Below are 22,976 nucleotides of genomic sequence, written 5' to 3' on the forward strand. Positions count from 1 at the left end.
TATTTCATAAAAAAACCCTTCAATTTTGAAGGGTTTTTTTTTTGTAGCGAGACCGAGATTTGAACTCGGGACCTCCGGGTTATGAATCCGACGCTCTAACCAACTGAGCTACCTCGCCATAGAATTTTCCATTCTTATGAAACCTTGCGATGCCTTGTCATCCAAGGCGTCACGGCTTTCTGTGAATGCGGGTGCAAATATAAAAACAATTTGTTTTGACACAAACTTTATTTTCTAAAATATTTATTTTGATTTCTTTTAATAATTCATATTAATATCTATATTGCCCGAAACTAATTAATCAAAAATGGAAGAAAAGATAAAGTACGAAATGGAGTTTCCAATTCAAGCTTCTCCTTCATTACTGTTTCAATATATTTCAACTCCCTCAGGTCTAAGTGAATGGTATGCCGATAATGTGAATTCCCGGGGGGAATTTTTTACTTTTATATGGGAAGGTAGCGAAGAGAAGGCAAAGCTCGTTAGTAAGAAGAGTGATGAGCGAATAAAATTCAAATGGATTGACGATGAAGATACTCCTTACTTTTTTGAATTACGTATTCAGGTAGATGATATTACAAAGGATGTTTCCCTTATGATCACCGATTTTGCTGAAGAAGATGAAATTGATGAAGGTAAGATGCTATGGGAAAATATGGTTTCAGACCTTAAACAGATTCTGGGATCGGCCTAGAATTCTTATTATAAATATTACCTTTGCCCCGTTTTTAAACGGGGTTTTTTTATGATTAATCTAGACGGAAAAATTGTTAAGGAAGAAGAAGCGAAATTGTCGGTATTAAATCGTGGTTTTGCTTATGGAGATTCAGTATTTGAAACTATTCGTGTTATCAGCGGGAAGATCATGTTCTGGGAAGATCACTATTTTCGTTTAATGGCTTCAATGAGAATTATGAGAATGGAAATTCCTTCTAATTTTTCACCAGAGTTTCTGGAAGAGGAAATTGGAAATATAATTGAAGCCAACGATCTAAATACTTCGCCTGCCAGGATCAGGTTTGCCGTTTACAGGTTGCAGGGTGGATATTATACGCCAGCCACCAGAGATATAGGTTATGTGATTAGTGTGGAACCTATGGAAGATTCTTTCTACCTTTTCAATGATAAGCCTTATGAAATTGAATTATTTAAGGATCATTATGTAAATAGCGGATTGTTATCTTCTATAAAATCCAATAATCGCGCAGTTAATGTGCTTGGTAGTATTTACGCCAGGGAAAACGACTATGATAATTGCCTGCTATTAAACGAAAAAAAGGGAGTAGTAGAAGCTTTAAATGGGAATGTTTTCTTGGTAAAAGGAAATGTTATTAAAACTCCTCCAATATCTGATGGTGCATTAAACGGGATCATTAGAAAACAGATCTTAAATATCCTTAAGAAGACAGAGGACTATCAGCTTGAGGAGACTTCAATTTCTCCTTTCGAATTACAGAAGGCAGATGAACTTTTCATCACGAATGTTGCACAGGGAATTCAGCAGGTAAGCAAATACCGAAAAAAGGAATTTAAAAATGTAGTTGCTAAAGACTTGTTGAGCAAGCTGAATGTTAAGGCACGTCTTGGTTAATTATATGTAGGATTTTCTGGTGAATTAGACCATAGCATATATTCTCCTCCTAATTCCAGCATTTTATCCTTCCAGAAGGAATTGTAAGGTTTTTCAAGCAAATCTTTGTTGTCTTCACTTACGGTAACAACCCAAGAATGAGAATTTAATTCATCATCCAATTGATTTGCGTCCCAGCCTGAATAACCTAAAAAGAACTTGATCTGTGTATCATCTATAAGTTCTTTGGAGATAAGGTCCATAACTACCTCAAAATTACCTCCCCAGTAAATACCGTGGGCAATTTCTATACTATCTGGTATAAGATCAGGAATTTTATGAATAAAATATAGATTGTCCTGTTCTACCGGTCCACCATTGTAGACTTTAAAATCTCCTTCTATTTCAGGTATAAGATCTTTTAAGGTAAAATCCAGGATTTTATTCAGGATAAATCCAACCGATCCTTTGTCTGAATGGTCAGCAAGGAGTACCACAGAACGATTAAATGAAACATCTCCAATTATGGAGGGTTCTGCGACTAGAAGATGGCCTTTGGTTGGTTTTAACGCGATCATTGTAGCAGTCTTTTTATCTAAACTAATTATTTCTTAGAAAAAATGCAATACAACAGCAAAAATTTTAAATAAAAAAAGCCTTCCCAGTGGAAGGCTTTTAAATTTGTTAATACAAATTATTAGTTCACAGCTTTTTGTAAATCAGCTCCGGCTTTAAATTTCACTACGTTTTTAGCAGCAATCTTAATGGTTTTTCCGGTTTGTGGGTTTCTTCCTTCACGTGCAGCTCTTTTAGATACAGACCATGATCCGAATCCTACTAGAGATACTCTATCTCCTTTTTTAAGAGATTTTTCAACGTTTTCAAGGAAAGACTCTAATGCTTTTTTTGCTGCTGCCTTAGAAATTCCAGCGTTTTCAGCCATTGCATCGATTAAATCTGTTTTGTTCATAATTTGAATTTTAAATTAATTGTTGGTTAAACATTCTGTTAAACTGGTATACAAATTTATACGGATTTCTTGTTCATGCAAGTAATGACAAGGGAAAAGCCCCTTTTTGTTGATAACTTGGTTGATTTGTTGATAAAGATAATTGTTTTTTATTAAAATGCAACGAATTCAGTGTTAATAAGGGTTTAGCGCATTTTTGCATCTGGAGCAAAATTGAATCCATTTAAAAGTGCTTTTGAATCCATTTTTCTTTTACCGGGTAACTGAATCTCCTTAATTATGATATACCCATCTTTAGCTGCTACTTTTATCTGTTTGTCTGTTACCGTAACTGTTCCATTAGGTAAGTGATGTTCCTGAATAACTTTTTCAATATCATAAATCTTTACTTTTAGTTCTTCTGATGAATTTTCCAGGTAACACCAGGCAGCAGGATAGGGATTAAGTCCTCTAATGAGGTTGTATATACGGTTTATTGATTCTTCCCAGTTTATCTTGGTATTCTCGCGGGTAAGCTTCGGGGCTTCTTTCAGGTCACCTGAATCTGGTTGCGGGGTTGTTTGAACATCACCTTTCTGAATGGCCTCAACCGTTTTTACCACCAAATGAGCACCTTTTTCCATCAAACGATCATGTAGTGATGCTACCTTTTCCTTTTCGCCAATTTCAACTTTTTCCTGAAAGATCATAGCTCCCGTGTCAATTTTTTCATCAAGAAAGAAGGTGGATATTCCGGTTTTCTTTTCTCCATTAATGATAGCCCAGTTAATAGGAGCAGCTCCTCTGTATTGAGGAAGTAGCGAAGCATGTAAGTTGAAGGTGCCAAATTCAGGGTAGTTCCAAACCTTTTCGGGTAACATGCGAAAAGCGACAACAACCTGAAGGTTTGGGTTTAATTCCATGAGTTGGTCCTGAAATTCCTCAGATTTCAAATTTGTCGGTTGTAATACCTTAAGATTTTTTTCTTTTGCAAATTCTTTTACTGCGCTTTCTTTTAATTTTCTACCTCTGCCTGCAGGTCTGTCCGGTGCCGTTACAACTCCAACCACGTTAAATCCAGCATTTATGATGGCTTCCAGGCTTTTTACAGCAAATTCGGGTGTACCCATAAATACGATTCTTAGGTCTCTCATTTATTTGAAATTTGATATTTGTTATTTGGAGTGCGATCCAGTATCTCTTTCTCGCAAAGCAAACTTAAAATTTTTAATACGTCTTTTTCCTTGTATTCCATTTGAGCGATGATCTCCCTCGAATCCCTAGGTCCGTTTTTTAGAATCCTCAAAACCTTTAGGTAGATTTCATTCATATCGTCCCGGTTCAACTCATCGTCTTTCCGGTTGCATACAGAACATTTACCGCAGGGTGGAGGATCTTTCTCGCCAAAATACTTTAATATTTGAACCTGTTTACAGACTTTATCATTCTGAACAAAATCCAGAACTGCCGTAATTTTATTTTTCTTGGTCCTGTTGTATTCATTGATGAATGCTGCGACCGGGTTAATAGTCGAATCATCTTCCCTGGGAACTAAAAAGATAATACTTGCATCGTGTTTCGAAAGATTGAACTCAATGATCTCCTTTGCGTTTAATTCTTCAAATATCTTGATACATTCAGATTCAGAAAGGCCAGACTTCTCGATAATGGCAGCGAGACTAATGGAGATCAGGTTTTCAAAAACTCCTCCATAATTTCTCAAAATGGTCCTTAGTAAATGCGCATATCTGGGGTTTTCATCCAGGTAATTATCCAGATGATTTCCAGATAGTAAAATCTGTATCTCAGTTTTTTTCTGATAATTCTGAGAAAGCCTAAGCACACTACATCTATCCAGGAGTTGCAAAGCGTTATAGGCTTTATGACTATTGAAATGATAATGATGACAGAAATCGGAAAAATTAAAATCATGCACCGTGTTTTCTCCTTCTCCAAAAGCGATCCTGAAGTATGCATTCAGTTTTCTATATAGCAATTTCACATCTTCTAGAGAGGCGAGGTTATTCAGGAACTGATTTTTTAAAACCGGGATATCACTGGCATTGGTTAGGATAATTGCCTTGGCAGGTTTCCCGTCCCTTCCGGCTCTCCCTGCTTCCTGAAAATAACTCTCCAAGCTTTCAGGAAGATCTATATGAATAACAGTTCTTACATCTGGCTTATCTATACCCATTCCGAATGCAGTAGTAGCAACCATTACACTGACCTTATTGGTCAACCATTGTTCAAATTTTTCAGATTTATCTTCCTTTTTTAAACCACCATGATATGCAGCCGCAGTTATACCCTGTTTGTTCAGGAATTGTGCAATCTCCTGGGTTGCATTCCTGCTTCTAACGTAAATTATAGCCGAGTCCTTGTTCAGAATCTGGGTTAACCTGAAGTATTTATCCTCAGTTTTGATCACTTCATATTGAAGATTGGATCTTGCAAAGGATTTCTGATATATCACTGGGTTTTCCAGGGTTAGCTGATCGCAAATATCTTTTACAACTTCTTTTGTTGCTGTTGCGGTAAAGGCAGCGATTGGGACTTCTGGTAATAAGGACCTGAGATTTGAAATATTCCGATATGCCGGTCTGAAATCATGACCCCATTGAGAAATACAATGAGCTTCGTCTACTGCAATGAGGTTAATATTCATTTGCTTTAGTCGTTCCTGTACAATATCCTGCTGAAGTCGTTCCGGGGAGAGGTATAAGAACTTAAAATTTCCAAAGATGCAATTATCCAGATTACGGTCAAGATCAGAATATGAAATACCACCGGTAATGGCCATTGCCTTAATGTTCTTTTGCTTCAGGGAGTTCACCTGGTCTTCCATTAATGAGATGAGCGGAGAAACCACGATGCAAATACCTTCCCGAATTAAAGCAGGAACCTGGAAACAAATTGATTTCCCACCGCCGGTAGGGAATAAAGTAAGTGTATCCCTGGCATCGAGAATGGATTCTATCACTTCCAGTTGCTGTGGTCTGAACTGTCGGAAACCCCAGTATTTCTCTAATATTTTTAAAGCTTCCTCCTGCAAATTTCTTTAAATCATATCCAGAATGAAATCGGTACGTTCCTCCACAGTAAGTTTTGGGACTTCTATGGGATCGTAACCATACCTTCTATAGGTAGAATAAAGATAAGACGAAATTTTTAAGGCTTCCTCAAAACTCTCGTATCGCTCATTATCACTCTTATAAATTTCTTTCCATGGTGGAAGAATAAAAATAAGTTCATAGCGATGATTAGTGCAGGTATGATCAAATATGTCTGGATAATTTGTGTTGAAATAATCCATATAAGCAACTACATCCGGTAGTCCGCGGTCCATGAAAATATGATCTGAGTTTAAAGCATTCGCCTCATGATATTGATTGAGCCTTCCTTCAAGAAGTTTTTCACTGAACAATAATGGATTTTCAAGAAATAGCTGGTCTATACCTTCTTTTTGGGCCTCCAGGGTGACCTGGCGCGAAATTTCGTGCAGGCACTTTTCTCCTTTATCTTCCAGTTTATGGATGATAGATGATTTTCCGGTTCCGGGGCCTCCGGTAATAACAATTTTTTTACTTTTCACAGGGCAAATTTCGACAATTGAATTTGATTATAAAAATGCTATCATTCCTTGTATCTTTGCATCAAAACGAAGGAGAGAAATTATGAGTCAATCTAAGAATCCCGAAGAATTTTACGCAAAACTTAAAAAGCAACTTCAGGATACGGCCATGTGGCCATCTGAATATTTATATAAATTCATCGTGCCTACTAAAGGCCAGCAAATTGGGCAGGTGGAAGGAATTTTTAATAATATGGGCGCGGTTATAGAGACCAAACAATCTAAAAAAGGTAAATATACCAGTGTTTCAATAAATGTAAGGATGAAAAATCCAGACCATGTTATTGAAAAATATAAAGAGGTGGCCAATAAAGTAGAAGGAGTGATATCTCTTTAATAGCCTTATAAAAGAATCTTTTTTATTGTGGTTCTTTGGTAATATTTAGTATTTTGCGGGCAGGAGTACAACTTCATTAAATACCTAATTAAACTTCAATTTTGACAAACGCATTAGAATATAACTCTGAAAGGAGTAAACTTATAATTCCCGAATACGGAAGACATCTCCAGAAAATGGTAGAACATGCCGTGAGTATAGAAGACGATGCAGAGAGAAACAAGGTTGCCAGATCTATAATATCGGTAATGGGAAATATGAATCCTCATCTTCGCGATGTCCCAGATTTTCAGCATAAACTTTGGGATCAACTATTTATAATAAGCGACTTTAAACTTAACGTAGAATCTCCATTTCCGAAACCTACCAGGGAAATGCTGGCCGAAAGACCGGATATGCTGAAATATCCTGAAAACAATCCAAAGTATCGATTCTATGGTAATAATATCAAGAGAATGATCGATGCAGCTAAAGATATGGAAGAAGGAGATTTTAAAGAGGCGCTTGTTCTTACCATTGCTAATCATATGAAGAAATCCTACCTGAATTGGAACCGGGATTCTGTAGATGATGAAGTTATTTTCGACCACCTTAAAGATCTTAGTAATGGTAAAATTAATCTGAAGAATGCCGACGAGGATCTTACACAAGCTTCAGATCTAATTAGAGGTGGAGGAAATAAGAAAAAATACTCCAAGAAAAAGAATACAGGCCGTAAAGGAGGCCGCAAACGCCACTAAACTCAATATCTTTTAATGGGAACTTTTCAAATTGAAGGAGGGCATCGTTTAAGCGGGGAAATTCAGCCCCAGGGAGCAAAAAACGAGGCACTTCAAATCTTATGTGCGGTATTATTAACTGATGAAAAGGTTACAATAAATAATATACCAGACATCGTTGATGTAAATAAACTTATCAATCTTTTACGCAATTTGGGCGTGAAAATTGAAAAGTTAGGAAAAGGAAGTTATAGCTTTCAAAGCGATGATCTTAATATGGATTATCTCAATAGTGAGCAGTTTAAGATCGACGGTGGCGGACTTAGAGGATCGATCATGATCGTTGGACCTATGCTGGGTAGATTTGGAAAAGGTTTTATTCCGAAACCTGGAGGTGACAAGATTGGAAGACGAAGACTGGATACCCATTTTGAAGGTTTCATGAAACTTGGAGCCGATTTCCGATATAATAAAGAGGAAAGATTTTATGGAGTAGAGGCTCCTAACGGGCTAAAAGGTGATTTTATGCTTCTCGAGGAAGCTTCAGTTACCGGTACAGCTAATATTGTAATGGCCGCTGTTCTTGCCAAAGGAACTACAACCATCTATAATGCAGCCTGCGAGCCATATTTACAGCAGCTTTGTAAAATGCTGAATTCGATGGGCGCTAACATTAGCGGAGTAGGTTCTAATTTACTTTCCATTGAAGGTGTTGAAAAGCTTGGTGGATGCGAACATACTGTGCTACCAGATATGATCGAAATCGGATCATGGATAGGATTGGCTGCCATGACCAGGAGTGATATCACTATTAAGAATGTGAACTGGGGAATGCTGGGTATTATTCCAACCACTTTTAGAAAACTTGGGATTACGATAGAGAAAAAGGGAGATGATATTCATATCCCTGCTCATAATGAAGGTTATGAAGTCCAGAGTTTTATTGATGGCTCTATCATGAACATAAGCGATGCGCCATGGCCAGGGTTTACACCAGACCTTTTGAGTATCATGTTGGTTACTGCGACGCAGGCAAGAGGAAGTGTTCTTATACATCAGAAAATGTTCGAGAGCAGGCTTTTCTTCGTGGATAAACTCATCGATATGGGGGCTAAGATCATTCTTTGTGATCCTCACAGGGCAACCGTAATTGGTCACGAATTCACTTCTCAATTGAAAGCGACCACAATGAGTTCCCCAGATATCAGGGCGGGAATATCATTATTGATTGCCGCCTTATCAGCAAAAGGTACTTCCACCATTCATAATATCGAACAAATAGACAGAGGCTACGAAAATATTGTTGAGCGACTACAGGGGATTGGTGCAAAGATCACCAGGATTGGTTAAGCCGAAATTTCAAAATTTTATATAAAAAAAGCTGTTCGTTTCGAACAGCTTTTTTTGTAGAACAAAACTTAGAAGATTAAACTTCTTCAGTCTTTGCTTGTTGTTTATGTTCTTTATAGTGGAAAAGATTCTTTTCCTTGATCATTTTAGTAGTTCTTTCAGGAAGCATTTCTTCCCATCCAGCCTTACCTTCAGTGATCATTTTAAGAACTTCTCTAGAGTAAATATCCATGATATTTGGATTGTAGTTCTCTATATCCTCAACTCTTCCGTTGTATTTGAAGAACTTGTAAAGCTCCTTCATTCTTGGATGAACTTTTACGTTCTCGCTAGTAGTAATCTCCCCGGTTTCTGGGTTTTTAAGAGGGTAAAGATAAACCTTAAGATCTTTAAAGAATAGTTTACCAAAGGCTTCAAGGATACCACCACTTAAGTGACGGTAGTATTTCTCATCAAATACATCTACCAGGTTCTGAACTCCCATGGTAAGACCCATTCGTTGCTTAGAGTATCGAGAGAAATATTCTACCACACGGTAATATTCCTGAAAATTAGAGATCATTACAGTCTGACCAAGGGAGCAAAGCAATTCGGCTCTGTCCATAAAATCTCTTTCATCAATTTCACCTTCTGCCCGAAGGTTGGAGAGGGTGATCTCAAAAATGATCTCGGTGTTCTCTTTATTTACCTTGGTTTCACTGAAGAAAAGTTCTTTAGACCGCTCATACATATCCATATTTACCTTGGTAACAGGCCTGAAACTTCCTCGTAAGGCGAGGATATTCTTTTTGTAAAGTAATTTTGCAGGTAAAACGTTATTACCATCAGGTCCAAACATTACCGCTTCGGTCATGCCGTTCTTGACAAGCTGAAGACTCATCAGCCTGTTATCTACATTTTCAAATCTTGGTCCGGAGAAATTAATCGTATCGATCTCAATTTGATCTTTATCTATGTGGTCATAAAGATATCTCAGAAGTTTCTTAGGATTATCATACTTGTAATAGGCGCCGTAAATTAGGTTCACCCCAAGTATTCCCAATGTATTTTGCTGGTGTCTAGCATCATTTTCATGGAAACGTACGTGAAGCAGTATCTCATTATAATCTTCACCGGGCTCTACCTGATATCTTATTCCAACCCATCCATGTCCTTTGTATTTCTTAGCGAAATCTATGGTAGCAACAGTATTTGCGTAGGTGAAGAATAATTTATTAGGATGTTTTTCCCTGGAGATCCTTTCTTCGATCAACCTGGTCTCATGAGAAAGCATTTTCTTTAATCGTGCTTCAGTAACATATCTGCGGTCATTCTCCACACCATAAATCGCGTCACTAAAGTCTTTATCATAGGCACTCATCGCTTTAGCAATCGTACCTGAGGCACCACCTGCCCGGAAAAAGTTTCGAACCGTTTCCTGGCCAGCACCAATCTCGGAAAACGTCCCGTAGATATTTTCGTTTAAATTGATGCGAAGGGCTTTACTGTTTATCGAAGGAACATTTTCAAATTCCTTGTCGCCCATTATGGTAATTGGCATAATCTCTCTTTTAAATAAACAATTTCTTTGTGTACTTCAAAAGTACTAAAAGCGGTAGGCATACAAAAAAATATATTTACTTTTGTGTGAAAAATAACACCTTTTGGAAGTAACATTTTTAGGAACGGGAACATCTCAGGGAATACCAATCATAGGGAGCGAACATCCGGTTTGCCTTAGCGATGACCCAAAAGATAAACGTTTACGAGTATCTATTCTTATTTCCTGGAATAATTACAATATCCTAATAGATTGCGGTCCAGATTTCAGGCAACAGATGCTTGCCAATAAAGTTAAGAAGCTTGACGCAATTTTTTATACCCACGAGCATAACGATCATACGGCCGGCCTGGATGATATAAGGCCGTTTTTCTTCCGTCAGGGTGATATTCCTGTTTATGCTCATGAAAGAGTTTTAAAAGCTCTTAAAAAGAGGTTTGATTATATATTCACCACTGAAAATAAATATCCTGGAGCTCCGGGAGTAAAGGAAAATGTCATTGAGAACAAACCTTTTAATTTTCATGGATTAACCGTAACCCCGGTTGAGTTTATGCATAACAGGTTACAGGTTTTTGGTTTCAGGATGGAAGATTTTGCTTATTTAACAGATCTAAAGTCCATTAATGATGAGGAAGTAGAAAAACTGCAGGATCTAAAGGTTCTCGTGGTAAGCGCTCTTAGAATTGAACCACATCATTCTCATTTTAATCTTAAAGAAGCTCTTGAATTTGTAGAAAAAGTCAAACCTGAAACTACCTATTTAACACATATCAGCCATATGCTTGGTTTTCATGAGGAAGTAGAGAAGAACCTTCCAAAAAATGTACACCTTGCCTATGATAACTTAAAAATTACCGTTTAGAATGCGCAATAAGATCCTGATGTACCTTTTCATCTTTACTTTGTTATTCACCATTTTCATATATGTGAATGATAAGCGTATACTTGATGCCAAGGAGGAAAGAATTGAAAGCCTGGAAAATCAGCTTGCAGAGCTGGAAAATGATCCAGGTACAACGGCTGAATCTGAGCTAGCTGAAGATTATTTCAACCTTCAGAATAATGAAGATGCAATTACTTACTTTGAGAATAAAAATATAGATCCCAGCGATCTGATCCTGAAGATAGAGGATGCCATCATTAGCAAAAATTCTGCGGAAGAGGACAATCCATTAGTTCCCCAGGCCGGAATGGAAGGCAATATGCGCATCAACAAGATCAAGATATTAAACCACAAATGGGTCATTGCCGATTTTACCGATGGCACCTACTGGGGAGAAGTTTTTCTGAGCTATGAAGTTACAGAAGGAGGAGAATTTAAATTCTATCCTGAAAAATCTTTCCTTTATCCTTTGTATTAAAGCCTTTTCTGGAGCCATTCTTTGAATTCAAAGAAATTCTGTGGAGCAACACCATGGCCAACAGGAAATTCTGAATATGAGTTTTTTATACCGAGTTCATCCATAAATGGCTTGGTTTTCCTTGCCCAGTCAACCGGGATCACCTGGTCTACGCTTCCGTGGGAACAATAAAAGTCAAGATTTGAAAAATCGTTTTTTTCATATCCATCCTTCAGGATACCCTGGTTAATATATCCACTTAAAGCAACTACATTTTTAACCTTTTCGGGGTAGGAGAGTGCCACTGCATAACTTAATATACTTCCCTGGCTAAAACCAAGTAGGTTTACATTATCTGGATCTACCGGGTAATTCTGTATTACTTCATCTATGAAGTTCTTTAAGGTTTCCCTGGAGCTTATCGCTTGTAAATCATCGCTGAATTTCCCGTCATTATTATCAAAGTGTATAGCATACCAGGCATTTCCATAAGGCTGCATGGAATATGGCGCTTTCGCAGAAATAATAAAAAGATCTTCAGGTAATTCCCCAGCGAAAGAAAAAAGGTCATTTTCATCACTGCCATAACCATGAAGCATGATCAAAACAGGTGATTTCTGAGATTTATTTTTTGGTTCTTGAATTATATGTTGAAGTGAAAATTCTTTTGTCATTATGAAATTGTACTAAACCATTTTTGAAAAAGAGGTCCAAGAACTGGAACTTCCCGTTCTTCACCTTTAATTGCCATTAACAGGCCGTAACCCCAAAGGACGATAAAAAATAAATAAAATGCAGCGACAATGATGCCCTGATCAAAAAGTCCCATTAATATTCCTATAAGGTAGAAAGTTATGTGTATTCCAAAAGCCTGCCGAATGTGGAAACTAGCCAGCCTGTCCTTAGGTTCCAGATTCATGAAATAAGCGATTATAGTACCTATAATCGTGATATAGGCAACAATCGCAGTAATTTTTCCCTGTCCTGTGTTTTCCATGATAATATAAATTTAATGGCTTATAAAACCTTTTTGAGTGATGACACCATAGGCTTTTCCTTTAAGTTCTTTATTCAGAAAAATACTATTTCTCGAGGTTGAAATAATATCATCTTCAGAAAAATTGAACGATTGCCCGGGAATAAACAAACTCAGATCTGCCGGCTCTCCTTCTTTGATCTCGAAATTATCAATATGAAATCTTTCTTTACCTGCAGAAAGAAGTTTTACAACATCAGCAGTTTCAAAGATCTTGCTTAAAGCTCCAAAAGCCGATTCTAAACCTATACTTCCAAATAGAGCATTATCAAACTCTACTTTCTTATGCTCCACATCTATCGGGTTGTGGTCACTGGTAACCATATCTATAGTGCCATCTTTCAGGCCTTTTATAAGAGCTTTGATATCTTTTTTTGTTCGAAGTGGAGGAAGTACCTTTGCTTTGGCATCGAAAGATTTCAATTCCTGATCATCCAGAATTAGGTTATGTATTGCTACACTACAGCTTACATCAAGGCCTTTTTTCTTGGCTTCTTTAATAAGTTTCACCGATTTTTCTGTAGAGATCGTAGGTATATGTAATTTTCCTCCCGTATATTCCAGCAGGTAAAGGTCGCGGGTTATCTGAAGTTCTTCTGCAAGGTTTGGGATTCCCTTTAAACCAAGTAATGTGCTGTTCTCATGCTCATTCACCATTCCGTTGCCGGCTATCCTGTTTTCCTGGGGGTAACTTTGAACCAGGGCATCGAAATTCTGGGCATATTGCAGGGCTATCTTTAATAGGTTCGGATTTTTAAGTGGTAATTTGTAATCCCCAAAACTAACTGCACCTGCTTCTTTCATGTCCAGCAATTCTGCCAGATCTATTCCTTCACTTTTCATGGTGAGAGCTGCCACAGGATATAGGTTTACTGGATGACTTGCGGCTTTGGCTTTGACCGCGGCTATATTTCCACTATGGTCTAAAACGGGATTTGTATAAGGATTGAGTGCCACCGAGGTGAATCCCGATTTTCCAGCTGTATCCAGGCCATTAGCTATGGTCTCCCTGTCTTCAAAACCAGGTTCTCCAAAACAAACGCTACTATCAAACCAACCCTTTGAAACGTGGAGATTAGAAACTTTAATTTCCTTCTCAGCATTTTCCTTAAGATCTTTTCCAATCTTTTTAATTGCTCCGTTTTCAATGAATATATCCTGTTTCTTCTGATGATAAGGCGAATTTTCATCCAGGATCGTAACCGATTTTAAAAGTAGCTTCATTTAAAGAATTTTATTAGTAGCATTTCGATACCGAGAAATATTAAGGCAAAAATAGCAAACCATTTCCAAAGTGCAGTGATTTCGGTGGCTGCATTTGATTCACGAAAGAACTCTTCTACTGAATCGTATACCTTGGAACCTTCAAAATTAGACAGCTCGCTAAATCTAAGATCACTCTCGTCTCTTGAATTATTGAAACTAATAGCTCCCTTAGAATTATTGTTATTGGTAATTTGATAATTTCCGGCATTCAATTCTATATTTCCAGTATTGATCTCCACCCGGTTGCTGAAGTTCTGTTGTTGTGGAATGATATCGATTTCAGAATTTTTTAAATGTAATACCTGGTCTTTTTCCAGGTTGACAGGAATATCAATTTCATTTTCCGTGGTGGTTGAAAAATAAAGCTGGTTCATTTTCAGAGAATTCAATCCTATCTGATAAAACACCGGTACTATAAGTGGTGAATTAATAAAATTTGAATTACTGGAATTTAGGGGAGCTGTAAATACATAAACAGAATTAGATCCTACTAGAAACGGCCGGTTATCCTGGTAACTTAAAATTGAGTTTGCAGAATTTAAATTAAAGGATAAAACCACCTTGGGATATTCAAAATTATCGATCCTGTCTTCAAAAACATTTTGAAACAACGGATGATCATAAGTAATACTGGTAATTAAACGTTCTGAATCGATTCTTTGATCAAAAGAAGAAAATCCAAAACGGTTAAGGATTTCAGCATAAGCCGAGAAATTATCTGCTGGAATTAGAACTATGGATGCTCCATTATTTTTAACCGTATTCAGATTATTAAGCAAAGAGGAGGGAAGCTGATCAATTTCATTTAATATGACCAGGTTTGCTGAATTCAGTGAATTAAAATCTATTTGACCTGGATTGAAACTTTTTAATTGAAATTCAGGCTGGGTATAGATACGGTCCAGAAAATTCGTTTCTGAACTGGAAATATTCACCACTTTTATTTCAGGGTTTTCATCCAGGTGAAAATACAGCCGGTTGTCATAATTAAGGCCTGAATCGTCAATTTCAATTATGCCATCTGTTATCGTCTCATTTTGAAGTCTGAAATTTATTTCGGCAATACTATCACTTTCCAATTGTACCGTGTTTCTGCCCAATAGGTTTTCACCGTTGTAAACAGATACGCTTAGAGGTTGATCAATGCTCTCATTTGAACTGATCCCGATTTTCAAAGTAACCGTTTCAGGAGTGGTTTCCTCAATAAATGCTGTGTCCAGACTGGCGTTTTGAATTTCAGGAGACTTCAGCTTTACGAGATGATAATTAAAATCCTTGTTAGTTATTTCGGCAGGAATATCAATTTTATGCTGAAAGTCTGATATGATAACCAAATCGTTATCTGAATTCGGGTGATTTTTGAAGTAATTCTGTGCCTTTAACTCGATCTCTCTGAAATTGATCTGCTTTTCGTCAAATTCAATGTCCTGTAGCTCATCTTTTAATATTGCTGCATTTTTACCGAAATAGTCCTGATTATTAGTGAATACACTGGTGTTATCATTCTCATCAATATTTTCAATCAAAGAATTTATAGCTTTGTTTAAAATCGCAGATTGATCTTTCCCAGCCTGCATACTATATGAATTATCCAGATAAATAAGGGTTCTTGATTCTGATAATGCTTTTTCGCTCGCAGGGATGAATGGTTTCGCAAAAGCCAGTATCAAACAGCCTAGTAGCAAAAGTCTGGTAAAGAGGATAAGGAATTTTTTTAACCGGGAACTCTTTCTGGTTTCCTGAATCACCTTTTTCAGGAATTTGACATTGGTAAAATCTTCTTTCTGGAACTTTCTCAGGCGAAACAAATGAACGATAATAGGAATTATTAGCAAAAAGAGGGCATACAGTAATTCCGGCTGTTCAAAATGCATAGTGAGAAATAAGGTTTCTCAAATATAGAAAATGAAATGTGAACTTAAGCTAAAACCTTTTTATGCAGAATTTGAAAACACTACCTTTTCCAACTTCAGATTCAAGGGATATAGATCCACCCATGGATTCTATTAGCTTTTTAACTGTGGCAAGACCTATCCCGCTACCCAAGCTTCCTTCGCGGTCGGCAGTATCCAGGGTTGTGAAGAGGTCAAAAATATCTTCATACTTTTCCTTTGGAATACCTTTTCCATTATCTCTTACTTCAAAAAAGTAGAATTCTTCGTTTTTGCTGAAATCAATATCTACCCTTCTTAGCTCTTTATCATTATACTTTAGGGCGTTGCTTATCAAGTTCATGAACACCTGGGAAAGAGCTGCTTTATTCACATTATGAAGCATGATATCATCGGGATAATGGATCTCAATATCATCTGCTACCTGGTAGAGATTAACTACTCCCTTCAAAAGCTTTCTTAGGTCTACATTGGTATAATCTTTTTCCATAACGTGATCGCTACGGTAAAAACTAAGAATTCCATCAATGTAATTTCGAAGGGAATAAGAAGATTCAACGAGGAATTGAAGGTATTGTTCCGTATCCTCATCAAATTTTCCCTGGTTTTCATCCTTAAGTAATTCACTTAATGAAATGATATTGGCGAGAGGAGATTTTAGATCGTGAGACACAAGGCTGGCAAATTTTTCCAGTTCCTGGTATTTTTCCTTTAGCTTTTTCTGAACTTTATACAGCTTGTTTTTCTGTTTCCTGAATTCAAAAAGATTCATGGTTTGCCTTGCTAGAGCCATAAGGCCTTTCAACTGGTGGTCGGTAAGGTCCCTTTCCTCAGTATCGAAAACACAATATACGGCTATAGCATGTCCCTGTGGGTTATGAAGCGGGATACCGGCGTAGAATGAGAATTCTCGATCATAAATACCTTTTGCGGCTTCAAAAATTTCGGGATTTTCACTTCTTTTAATTATGTAAATTGAAGAATCCCTGTGGATGGCCCGGTCGCAGAATGAATTTTCCCGGCCTATTTCCTCAACTTCGGCACCAAAAACCGATTTGTTCCATATTCTTTGATGATCTACAATGCTTATCTTGGCAACCGGACAATTAGATATAGATGCCCCCAGAAACGTAAGATTATCATAATCTTCGTCTGGTCCAGAATTTAAAATATCATATTCCTTCAAAGCTGTTCGCCGTAGCTTTTCATTGAAGGGAATCAGGCTTTCTTGCATTTTTCCGGTAAAAGGTTGAGCTAAAGTTATTTAAAATTTTCAAACTTTTACCTAAAAAAAACCTAATCTAAATATTATAACGCTTAATACTAAATTCAAAGATAGTTCCTTCGTTTTCAGAAGAAGTCAGGCGAATATTACCACCAAGACTTTCCACAATCTTTTTTACGGTAGATAATCCAATTCCGTGACCTTTTCTTCCCTGTCTGTCTTTTTCAGCAACCGTAGTAAAAAGATCGAAAATTCCGGCTTGTTTTTCCTTAGCAATTCCAATACCATTATCGCTTACACTGAAATTGAAAAAATCTTTATTTTCAGTACAGTCAATTTCAATAATAATCTTTTCCTGGTTATTATATTTTAAGCTATTGCTAATTAGGTTCATAAAGATTTGGCCAATGGCAGAGGTATTACCTATTATTTTGAGATTATTATCCGGTAAATTGATTTCACAGTTCTCCGCAATTTGTAACAGGTCTATGATATCCTCCAGCATATCATTTAGGAAGAACTCTTCTACTTTTCCTGTATTTGCACGATTATTCGAATAATGATCAAGGATTCCGTTTATGTAATCGCTTAGAGTAAGGCCGGAATGTTTTAGGTAATTTATATAATCCATACCCTCCTTATCTATTTTATTGGAATATTTCACTTTCAGAATGTCAGCCGTAAGGATCATATTTGCCAAAGGCATTTTGAGATCGTGAGATACGGTGCTGGCAAACTCTTTTAGGATCTTATTATTTTCATCCAGTTCACCTTTCAACTCTTCCAGGATCTTATTCTTTCTTCGCGATTCAAAAAGTAGTTCTACCTGTTTTGCAAGAGCCTTTAAGGCTTTTTTTTGCTTTTCATCCAATGTGTGTTCATCAAAGTCGTAAACACAAAGTGTACCCAGGGGCAATCCCTTATTGTCTAATAATGGAACTCCGGCATAATATCTAATTGGATTTTCGCCTGTAACAAAAGGATTACCTATAAACCGTTCATCTTTAGCTGCATCTGGAATTTCAAGTAAATTATCGGGTTCTAATATGGTATGGCCACAAAATGATACATCCCTTGGTGAACCGGTTATTTCAGTTCCATATTTAGATTTAAACCAGTTGTGCTGTGAATCTACAATATTCACTACAGCGATGGGAGTTTTACAAATATAACTGGCCAATTCAGTAATTGTGTCATAGGCCTCTTCTGGCATGGAATTAATTATATCCAACTGCCTGAGGGAATTTAGTCTTTCGGCTTCATTTGCGGGAGTAGCAGGAGCGATCATTTTAGGAACGTTTAAGTGTGTTAAATAAAACCAATAATCTCGAGAATCACAACTTCTAAAAGCCGTCTTTTTCAAATACTCCTAGGCCAAAAAGCGCGAAGTCATATTTTACCGGATCTACAGGATCTAATTGCCGCAAATTAGTATCTAATTCTGAAAGTGCTTTGGCATCATTCATTTTTCTTTTCAATATTCCTAACTTTCTGGCTACATTGCCTGAATGCACGTCTAAAGGACAGGACAGTTTGGACAGGGCAATATCTTTCCAAAGACCAAAATCTACTCCAGAATAGTCATTTCTAACCATCCATCTTAGAAACATGTTTATACGTTTTGCTGCCGAATTTTTAAAGGGATCACTAATGTGTTTTTGTGTCCTTTTCTGATGTGGCAACTCAAAAAATATCGATTTGAATTTATGAATGGCCGGTTGAAGACTATCATTTGTCGAGTTTACTGTAAAAATGGGTTCCAGTCCCCGGTGATTATCATATATATTCTTCAGGGCTTTAATGAAATAAATAAGGTCATCTGAATTGAAAGTTCGGTGTACAAATCCGTTTAAGTTTTCCAGATCGCTTTGGTCATGATTCAAAATAAAATCATGCGGACTCCTGTCCATCAAATCCATTAGTTTGGCTGAATTCTTTAAAATACTTTTCCTGTTCCCCCAGGATATGGTCGCGGTTAAAAATCCTGAAATCTCAATATCCTCTTTTTTCTGAAATAAATGAGGAATCTGGATAGGATCTGTTTCTATGAATTCTGGGGTATTATACTTATGAACTTTCGCATCTAAAAATTCCTTTAAATCTTTACGGGATAATTGCATGAATGGCTTGAAAATATAACCTGCAAAGGTATGAATTATAAAACTTCATCAATGAAAAGAGTAACTATTAACTCTTTAGGTAGGAAGGATCTTTAAGCTATTTAATCTATCAAATTTGCCCAGGTTTATTAAGAATTAAAAATCAATCATTAATAATCTCACCATCAACCATAGTAAGTTTCCTGTCTGCCATATCTGCCAGTTCCTCATTATGAGTAACAATCACAAAGGTTTGGTGGAATTCTTCTCTCAGCCTGAAAAAGAGTTTGTGCAGGTTTTCAGCCGATTCACTATCCAGATTTCCTGAGGGTTCATCAGCAAAAATAACGTCAGGATTATTGATAAGACTACGAGCTACGGCAATTCTTTGTTGTTCACCGCCGCTTAATTCACCTGGTTTATGGGATGCCCTGTGCTCCAGGCCCAGAAAACTCAATAATTCCATCGCTCTTTTTTCAGCTTGTTTTCTCGGGGTTTTATGAATAAATGCAGGAATACAGATGTTTTCCAGTGCCGTAAATTCAGGGAGTAACTGGTGGAACTGAAAAATAAACCCGATATGCCTGTTTCTGAATTTAGAAAGCTCACGGGATTTTAAACCATAAATGCTTGTACCGTTAATTTCCAGCTTCGAATTCTTCTTTTTTGAAGGTTTGTCCAGAGTGCCCAGGATTTGTAAAAGTGTGGTCTTACCTGCGCCTGAAGCACCAACGATAGAAACGATCTCGCTTTTTTTAATATGAAGATCTACAGATTTCAATACATGCAAATCTCCGTAGTATTTATTAATGTTTTTGGCAATTATCATCTGGGAAAAATAAGTGAACCGAAAATAGCCAAATTAGGTAGATTCCCCAAGTTTAGCTCTGGAATAAGTTTTTAATATTGTTGTAATCTATAAAGTATACAATTCGAAGACTTAAATTATGCCTGGCCGGTCTTGCAAATAAATTATCCAGGCTTTCGTTAAAACCAAGATAACTTAGTTTGTCTTCATTGAAGATCACGTTTCGGTAGAGCAAAACTGCCTCACTTCCGGGAGCGAACTGCCACCTGTAGCTCAGGTCTAGGTTCCAGATGTTGAAATTCGCATCTGGGTTATTTTCGGCATTTGCTTCATATTCTATTCCTGTTAAGTCACCATTTTCTTCTAATTTGGAGAATCCATCTTTGGCAAATCTTGCTGTAGACCAGAAATGCCTGAAATTTAAATTAAGTCCCTGTTTTGTATTGAAACTGTAATTTCCGTTGAGAGAGTTTTCTATGCTTCTTTGGTCCCGATTTCCGAAAATCACCATTTTATCTGACTGGTCCACATAACTCGGTCGGTCCTTCTGATTGGTATACTGAAATTCATAAATAAGCAGAAACCTGTCGCTGAACCTGAATCTAGGCTTAAGGGTAAGATTGAAAAAACTATGAGTAGAATTGAAATATTCATTATAGCTGCTTCGAATATCATAAGCAAATCTCTTGCGGTAATCTGAAGAAATGAAAAAACTCATATCCATAAATGGTTGATAAGTAACATAAGAGTTTTCAGCTCGTGGCTCGAAGAAATCCCTGAATTCTGAATTCATTCCTAAAGCACCGCCAAAGGCGAACCTTTTTGTAGTCATGGCAAAAAAATCACCTCCAAATCCAGTGTTCACAGCAAGATCTGGTTTATACCTTCTTAAATGTTGTCCATAGATGTTAATCTGGTATCGGTTGTAATTTCCCTCTGGTTCAAATATCTGGTAGGAAGTATTCCAGGAAAAGTTATTGTAATTATTAATAAAGCTAATCCCAAGGTCATTAATGTCATAGGTTTCATTCGCAAATTCATGAGCCACTCCATATCTGAAATTTCCTTTAGTCCGGTTTATTGAAAGCTCAGAAGCGAATCCAGTTTCATTCTGACCGGGCAGGTTTACATTGCTCATTTTTGCCTGTCCGGCAAAATTGAAGGAGTTAGATCTATTATAAACATCGAAAAGAAATGCAGAAACGTTCCCGTCCCTGAAATGCCCGCTACGTGTTACGTTGGTATTGATAAGACTAATCGATGAATTCTTATTGAATCGTTGGTCCAAAACCATGATATTATAGTTAGCGAAAGGCTCTGTGATCCTTTGCCTGGTTTCACCTGAAATAGTATCACGGTAGGTTGCAAATTCTTCATCTGTGATCGCATTAAAGAATCCTATCCCCAGGCCTCTGTCAGTTCTTCCTGATATTTTAAGCGCGTTCAGAAGATCTGTACGGTCTGGATTTTCAATGATCTCTTCATTTTCAAGTAATTCTGCCTGAGCCTGATTAAATCCAATAGGAGTGCTTCCAACTCTACGAGAGTAGAAGAGTCCACCTTTATTGAACAACTCGGTACCCTCAGTAAAGAATGCCCTGTTCTCCCCAAATATCTGTTCAAATGGGCCCAGGTTCAGCTCAACTTCGTCGTATGCAGTTTGCCCAAAGTCCGGGACAAGTGTCATATCTAGGGTAAAAGATTCGTTAAGGCCATATTTCAGATCCAGACCGGCATTAAAATTAAAATAGGTATGTCCATCAAATTGGTCTACCGCAATCGAAGTGTATGGGTAAAGGCTCAGCCTCACCGGAGGATCTATATTAGAAATTCCCTTAAGCAAGCCATTATATTGTCCCGGTTCACCCACAGATTTGTTAATATAGTTCCATACATACGTTGAATTCAAATGAGTGATCTCCCGGACAAACTGTATACCCCATATTTGGTCCTGTTTTTCTGGGAATCTTAAAGCCGAATAGGGTATCTTTATCTCTACATACCAGCCGTTTTCATCCTGAAAAACTTCCGAATCCCAAACCACATTATATCCATAATCTTCGTTATTTCCGGTCATTCGGGCATCTGCCTGAGTACCTGTTGAAGTAACTATGAATCGAGTCTGGTTTTCACCATCATCGTAGGTATTTAGATCAACAAGGAAAAATTCAGATTGGTTAAGATTGTCTCTTTGCGTTAGCTGATTCATTATCCTTTCGGGATGTTCCTCAAGCATTCTTGCGGCAATATAAATAGCCTGATCATCATAAAGTACTCTAACTTCAGTATCATGAGAAGCAGGAATCGAATCTCCATCTCCAGGTTCTACCATCACAAAACCTGACTGTCCTTTAGATTTTTTCCAAATTTCATCATTCAGATGTCCATCGATTTTTGGAGGATTTGAAATTTTTATGGCAGTAAGGCTTCTCCTGGTTTTTTCCAGATTCTGTGAGAAGACATTAAGGCAGGATAGAAAGTAAAGGAAAAATAGAAATCTTTGTGGGGGCATTAAAATAGTATTGGAAAAATAAAAGCGCTCAAAAGTATTACTGTTATTGGGAACAGACAAAGTTTTTCTTTAAAATCAAGTTAAACAGGCGTAGTTTTGTTTATTTAAAACCTAAATTAGCTAAACAAAACGAATAAAATTTATTTTATGAATAAGATCAGTCTGGAAAAAGCCACTCTGGCCGGCGGCTGTTTCTGGTGTACAGAGGCTGTTTTTCAAAGACTTGAAGGGGTTGAAAAAGTAACCTCAGGATTTACAGGCGGTAGTATTAAAAATCCTGCCTATCGTGAGATCATTACGGGTAGGACAGGACATGCGGAAGCTATTGAGATTGAGTTTGATCCTGCAAAGCTGAAGTATGAAGAGCTATTATTAGTTTTTTTCGCCACTCATGACCCAACCACCCTCAACAGGCAGCAAAATGATGTAGGAACCCAATATAGAAGTGGAATTTTCTATCATAGCGAGGATCAGAAAAAAATTGCAGAACAGGTAATCAAGCTTCTGGAAGAACAAAATACCTTTCAGGACCCAATCGTGACGGAGATCACAGAGGCAACTCCATTTTATATTGCTGAAAAAGAGCATCAGGATTTTTATAACCAGCATAGGCAGCAACCTTATTGCCAGTATATTATAGACCCAAAGATCACTAAGCTTAAGCAACTATTTTCCGATAAACTGAAACATACCAATTAA

Annotated in this window: 23 protein-coding genes and 1 tRNA gene; 8 read left to right on the forward strand and 16 right to left on the reverse strand. The window is 37.2% G+C overall.

Features of this window, described 5'->3' with window-relative positions; genetic code table 11:
• Positions 1-44: 44 nt before the first annotated feature.
• Positions 45-118: transfer RNA gene (locus ML462_RS07175), tRNA-Met, on the reverse strand.
• 189 nt (positions 119-307) lie between these two features.
• Here ML462_RS07175 and ML462_RS07180 point away from each other — a divergent pair.
• Together ML462_RS07180 and ML462_RS07185 are read left to right on the forward strand one after the other, a co-directional pair.
• Entirely contained in the window at positions 308-694 is a 387-nt protein-coding gene (locus ML462_RS07180; RefSeq protein WP_240713128.1) for an START-like domain-containing protein, read from the forward strand.
• A 51-nt stretch (positions 695-745) separates the two neighbouring features.
• Entirely contained in the window at positions 746-1,591 is an 846-nt protein-coding gene (locus ML462_RS07185) for an aminotransferase class IV (protein WP_240713129.1), read from the forward strand.
• Here ML462_RS07185 and ML462_RS07190 read toward each other — a convergent pair.
• From ML462_RS07190 to ML462_RS07210, 5 genes are all read right to left on the reverse strand, one after another.
• Positions 1,588-2,148: a YqgE/AlgH family protein gene (locus ML462_RS07190; RefSeq protein ID WP_240713130.1), complete on the reverse strand. Its 561-nt coding sequence runs from the start codon at positions 2,146-2,148 to the stop codon at positions 1,588-1,590. The genes ML462_RS07185 and ML462_RS07190 overlap by 4 nt on opposite strands.
• A gap of 119 nt (positions 2,149-2,267) precedes the next feature.
• A complete protein-coding gene (locus tag ML462_RS07195) occupies positions 2,268-2,540 on the reverse strand; it encodes an HU family DNA-binding protein (RefSeq protein ID WP_006990442.1) in 273 nt (90 codons plus the stop codon).
• 185 nt (positions 2,541-2,725) lie between these two features.
• Positions 2,726-3,673: a methionyl-tRNA formyltransferase gene (gene fmt / locus ML462_RS07200; protein WP_240713131.1), complete on the reverse strand. Its 948-nt coding sequence runs from the start codon at positions 3,671-3,673 to the stop codon at positions 2,726-2,728.
• Positions 3,670-5,571 (reverse strand): RecQ family ATP-dependent DNA helicase, encoded by a 1,902-nt coding sequence (locus ML462_RS07205; RefSeq protein ID WP_240713132.1) that lies wholly within the window; start codon positions 5,569-5,571, stop codon positions 3,670-3,672. The genes fmt and ML462_RS07205 overlap by 4 nt, the downstream gene beginning before the upstream one ends.
• A gap of 6 nt (positions 5,572-5,577) precedes the next feature.
• Entirely contained in the window at positions 5,578-6,111 is a 534-nt protein-coding gene (locus ML462_RS07210; RefSeq protein WP_240713133.1) for an AAA family ATPase, read from the reverse strand.
• An 82-nt stretch (positions 6,112-6,193) separates the two neighbouring features.
• Between ML462_RS07210 and ML462_RS07215 the strand changes: the two genes are divergently transcribed.
• The 3 genes from ML462_RS07215 (at position 6,194) to murA (ending at position 8,556) form a co-directional block, all read left to right on the forward strand.
• Entirely contained in the window at positions 6,194-6,487 is a 294-nt protein-coding gene (locus ML462_RS07215) for a DUF493 family protein (protein WP_240713134.1), read from the forward strand.
• Positions 6,488-6,588: 101 nt separating this feature from the next.
• Positions 6,589-7,227 carry a DUF4290 domain-containing protein gene (locus tag ML462_RS07220; RefSeq protein WP_240713135.1) on the forward strand — a complete coding sequence of 213 codons (639 nt, stop codon included), beginning with the start codon at positions 6,589-6,591 and terminating at the stop codon, positions 7,225-7,227.
• A gap of 15 nt (positions 7,228-7,242) precedes the next feature.
• Positions 7,243-8,556 carry a UDP-N-acetylglucosamine 1-carboxyvinyltransferase gene (gene murA, locus ML462_RS07225; RefSeq protein WP_240713136.1) on the forward strand — a complete coding sequence of 438 codons (1,314 nt, stop codon included), beginning with the start codon at positions 7,243-7,245 and terminating at the stop codon, positions 8,554-8,556.
• A 76-nt stretch (positions 8,557-8,632) separates the two neighbouring features.
• Here the strand turns inward: murA and ML462_RS07230 are convergent, their stop codons facing one another.
• Positions 8,633-10,096, reverse strand: coding sequence for a TonB-dependent receptor (locus ML462_RS07230; RefSeq protein WP_240713137.1), 1,464 nt, complete (start codon positions 10,094-10,096; stop codon positions 8,633-8,635).
• A gap of 103 nt (positions 10,097-10,199) precedes the next feature.
• Between ML462_RS07230 and ML462_RS07235 the strand changes: the two genes are divergently transcribed.
• Together ML462_RS07235 and ML462_RS07240 are read left to right on the forward strand one after the other, a co-directional pair.
• Complete coding sequence (locus ML462_RS07235; protein ID WP_240713138.1) at positions 10,200-10,961, forward strand: MBL fold metallo-hydrolase; 762 nt, start codon at positions 10,200-10,202, stop codon at positions 10,959-10,961.
• A 1-nt stretch (position 10,962) separates the two neighbouring features.
• Complete coding sequence (locus ML462_RS07240; RefSeq protein ID WP_240713139.1) at positions 10,963-11,460, forward strand: hypothetical protein; 498 nt, start codon at positions 10,963-10,965, stop codon at positions 11,458-11,460.
• On the opposite strand, the gene ML462_RS07245 is transcribed toward ML462_RS07240, so the two are convergent.
• The 9 genes from ML462_RS07245 to ML462_RS07285 all read right to left on the reverse strand — a co-directional run bounded on the left by ML462_RS07245 (position 11,457) and on the right by ML462_RS07285 (position 22,277).
• Positions 11,457-12,113 (reverse strand): alpha/beta hydrolase, encoded by a 657-nt coding sequence (locus ML462_RS07245; RefSeq protein ID WP_240713140.1) that lies wholly within the window; start codon positions 12,111-12,113, stop codon positions 11,457-11,459. The two genes, ML462_RS07240 and ML462_RS07245, sit on opposite strands and share 4 nt — an antisense overlap.
• The gene (locus ML462_RS07250) at positions 12,113-12,436 is read right to left on the reverse strand and encodes a hypothetical protein (protein WP_240713141.1); all 324 of its coding nucleotides are present in this window, start codon (positions 12,434-12,436) and stop codon (positions 12,113-12,115) included. Before ML462_RS07250 ends, ML462_RS07245 begins: the two co-directional genes overlap by 1 nt.
• Positions 12,437-12,448: 12 nt before the next feature.
• Positions 12,449-13,699: a dihydroorotase gene (locus ML462_RS07255; protein ID WP_240713142.1), complete on the reverse strand. Its 1,251-nt coding sequence runs from the start codon at positions 13,697-13,699 to the stop codon at positions 12,449-12,451.
• The gene (locus ML462_RS07260; RefSeq protein ID WP_240713143.1) at positions 13,696-15,615 is read right to left on the reverse strand and encodes a BatA domain-containing protein; all 1,920 of its coding nucleotides are present in this window, start codon (positions 15,613-15,615) and stop codon (positions 13,696-13,698) included. Before ML462_RS07260 ends, ML462_RS07255 begins: the two co-directional genes overlap by 4 nt.
• 49 nt (positions 15,616-15,664) lie before the next feature.
• A complete protein-coding gene (locus ML462_RS07265) occupies positions 15,665-16,867 on the reverse strand; it encodes a sensor histidine kinase (protein ID WP_240713144.1) in 1,203 nt (400 codons plus the stop codon).
• Positions 16,868-16,934: 67 nt separating this feature from the next.
• On the reverse strand, positions 16,935-18,146 hold the full coding sequence (locus ML462_RS07270) for a sensor histidine kinase (protein ID WP_240713145.1): 1,212 nt from the start codon (positions 18,144-18,146) through the stop codon (positions 16,935-16,937).
• 55 nt (positions 18,147-18,201) lie between these two features.
• Positions 18,202-18,978: a TIGR02757 family protein gene (locus ML462_RS07275; RefSeq protein WP_240713146.1), complete on the reverse strand. Its 777-nt coding sequence runs from the start codon at positions 18,976-18,978 to the stop codon at positions 18,202-18,204.
• A 142-nt stretch (positions 18,979-19,120) separates the two neighbouring features.
• Positions 19,121-19,786, reverse strand: coding sequence for an ABC transporter ATP-binding protein (locus tag ML462_RS07280; RefSeq protein WP_240713147.1), 666 nt, complete (start codon positions 19,784-19,786; stop codon positions 19,121-19,123).
• Positions 19,787-19,838: 52 nt separating this feature from the next.
• Positions 19,839-22,277 (reverse strand): DUF5916 domain-containing protein, encoded by a 2,439-nt coding sequence (locus tag ML462_RS07285; protein ID WP_240713148.1) that lies wholly within the window; start codon positions 22,275-22,277, stop codon positions 19,839-19,841.
• A gap of 147 nt (positions 22,278-22,424) precedes the next feature.
• On the opposite strand from ML462_RS07285, the gene msrA reads away from it, so the two are divergent.
• Positions 22,425-22,976, forward strand: coding sequence for a peptide-methionine (S)-S-oxide reductase MsrA (gene msrA, locus ML462_RS07290; RefSeq protein WP_240713149.1), 552 nt, complete (start codon positions 22,425-22,427; stop codon positions 22,974-22,976).

This window comes from Christiangramia lutea (genome assembly GCF_022489035.1).
GTDB lineage: Bacteria > Bacteroidota > Bacteroidia > Flavobacteriales > Flavobacteriaceae > Christiangramia > Christiangramia lutea.

Bases quoted from the DNA above. Each gene is read 5' to 3' on its own strand.
- fmt (WP_240713131.1), bottom strand. From the start codon at position 3,673: ATGAGAGACCTAAGAATCGTATTTATGGGTACACCCGAATTTGCTGTA.
- ML462_RS07230 (WP_240713137.1), bottom strand. From the start codon at position 10,096: ATGCCAATTACCATAATGGGCGACAAGGAATTTGAAAATGTTCCTTCG.
- ML462_RS07265 (WP_240713144.1), bottom strand. From the start codon at position 16,867: ATGCAAGAAAGCCTGATTCCCTTCAATGAAAAGCTACGGCGAACAGCT.
- ML462_RS07255 (WP_240713142.1), bottom strand. From the start codon at position 13,699: ATGAAGCTACTTTTAAAATCGGTTACGATCCTGGATGAAAATTCGCCT.
- ML462_RS07240 (WP_240713139.1), top strand. From the start codon at position 10,963: ATGCGCAATAAGATCCTGATGTACCTTTTCATCTTTACTTTGTTATTC.
- ML462_RS07195 (WP_006990442.1), bottom strand. From the start codon at position 2,540: ATGAACAAAACAGATTTAATCGATGCAATGGCTGAAAACGCTGGAATT.
- ML462_RS07250 (WP_240713141.1), bottom strand. From the start codon at position 12,436: ATGGAAAACACAGGACAGGGAAAAATTACTGCGATTGTTGCCTATATC.
- ML462_RS07285 (WP_240713148.1), bottom strand. From the start codon at position 22,277: ATGCCCCCACAAAGATTTCTATTTTTCCTTTACTTTCTATCCTGCCTT.
- ML462_RS07260 (WP_240713143.1), bottom strand. From the start codon at position 15,615: ATGCATTTTGAACAGCCGGAATTACTGTATGCCCTCTTTTTGCTAATA.
- murA (WP_240713136.1), top strand. From the start codon at position 7,243: ATGGGAACTTTTCAAATTGAAGGAGGGCATCGTTTAAGCGGGGAAATT.
- ML462_RS07215 (WP_240713134.1), top strand. From the start codon at position 6,194: ATGAGTCAATCTAAGAATCCCGAAGAATTTTACGCAAAACTTAAAAAG.
- ML462_RS07190 (WP_240713130.1), bottom strand. From the start codon at position 2,148: ATGATCGCGTTAAAACCAACCAAAGGCCATCTTCTAGTCGCAGAACCC.
- ML462_RS07280 (WP_240713147.1), bottom strand. From the start codon at position 19,786: ATGATAATTGCCAAAAACATTAATAAATACTACGGAGATTTGCATGTA.
- ML462_RS07180 (WP_240713128.1), top strand. From the start codon at position 308: ATGGAAGAAAAGATAAAGTACGAAATGGAGTTTCCAATTCAAGCTTCT.
- ML462_RS07270 (WP_240713145.1), bottom strand. From the start codon at position 18,146: ATGATCGCTCCTGCTACTCCCGCAAATGAAGCCGAAAGACTAAATTCC.
- ML462_RS07245 (WP_240713140.1), bottom strand. From the start codon at position 12,113: ATGACAAAAGAATTTTCACTTCAACATATAATTCAAGAACCAAAAAAT.
- ML462_RS07185 (WP_240713129.1), top strand. From the start codon at position 746: ATGATTAATCTAGACGGAAAAATTGTTAAGGAAGAAGAAGCGAAATTG.
- ML462_RS07275 (WP_240713146.1), bottom strand. From the start codon at position 18,978: ATGCAATTATCCCGTAAAGATTTAAAGGAATTTTTAGATGCGAAAGTT.
- msrA (WP_240713149.1), top strand. From the start codon at position 22,425: ATGAATAAGATCAGTCTGGAAAAAGCCACTCTGGCCGGCGGCTGTTTC.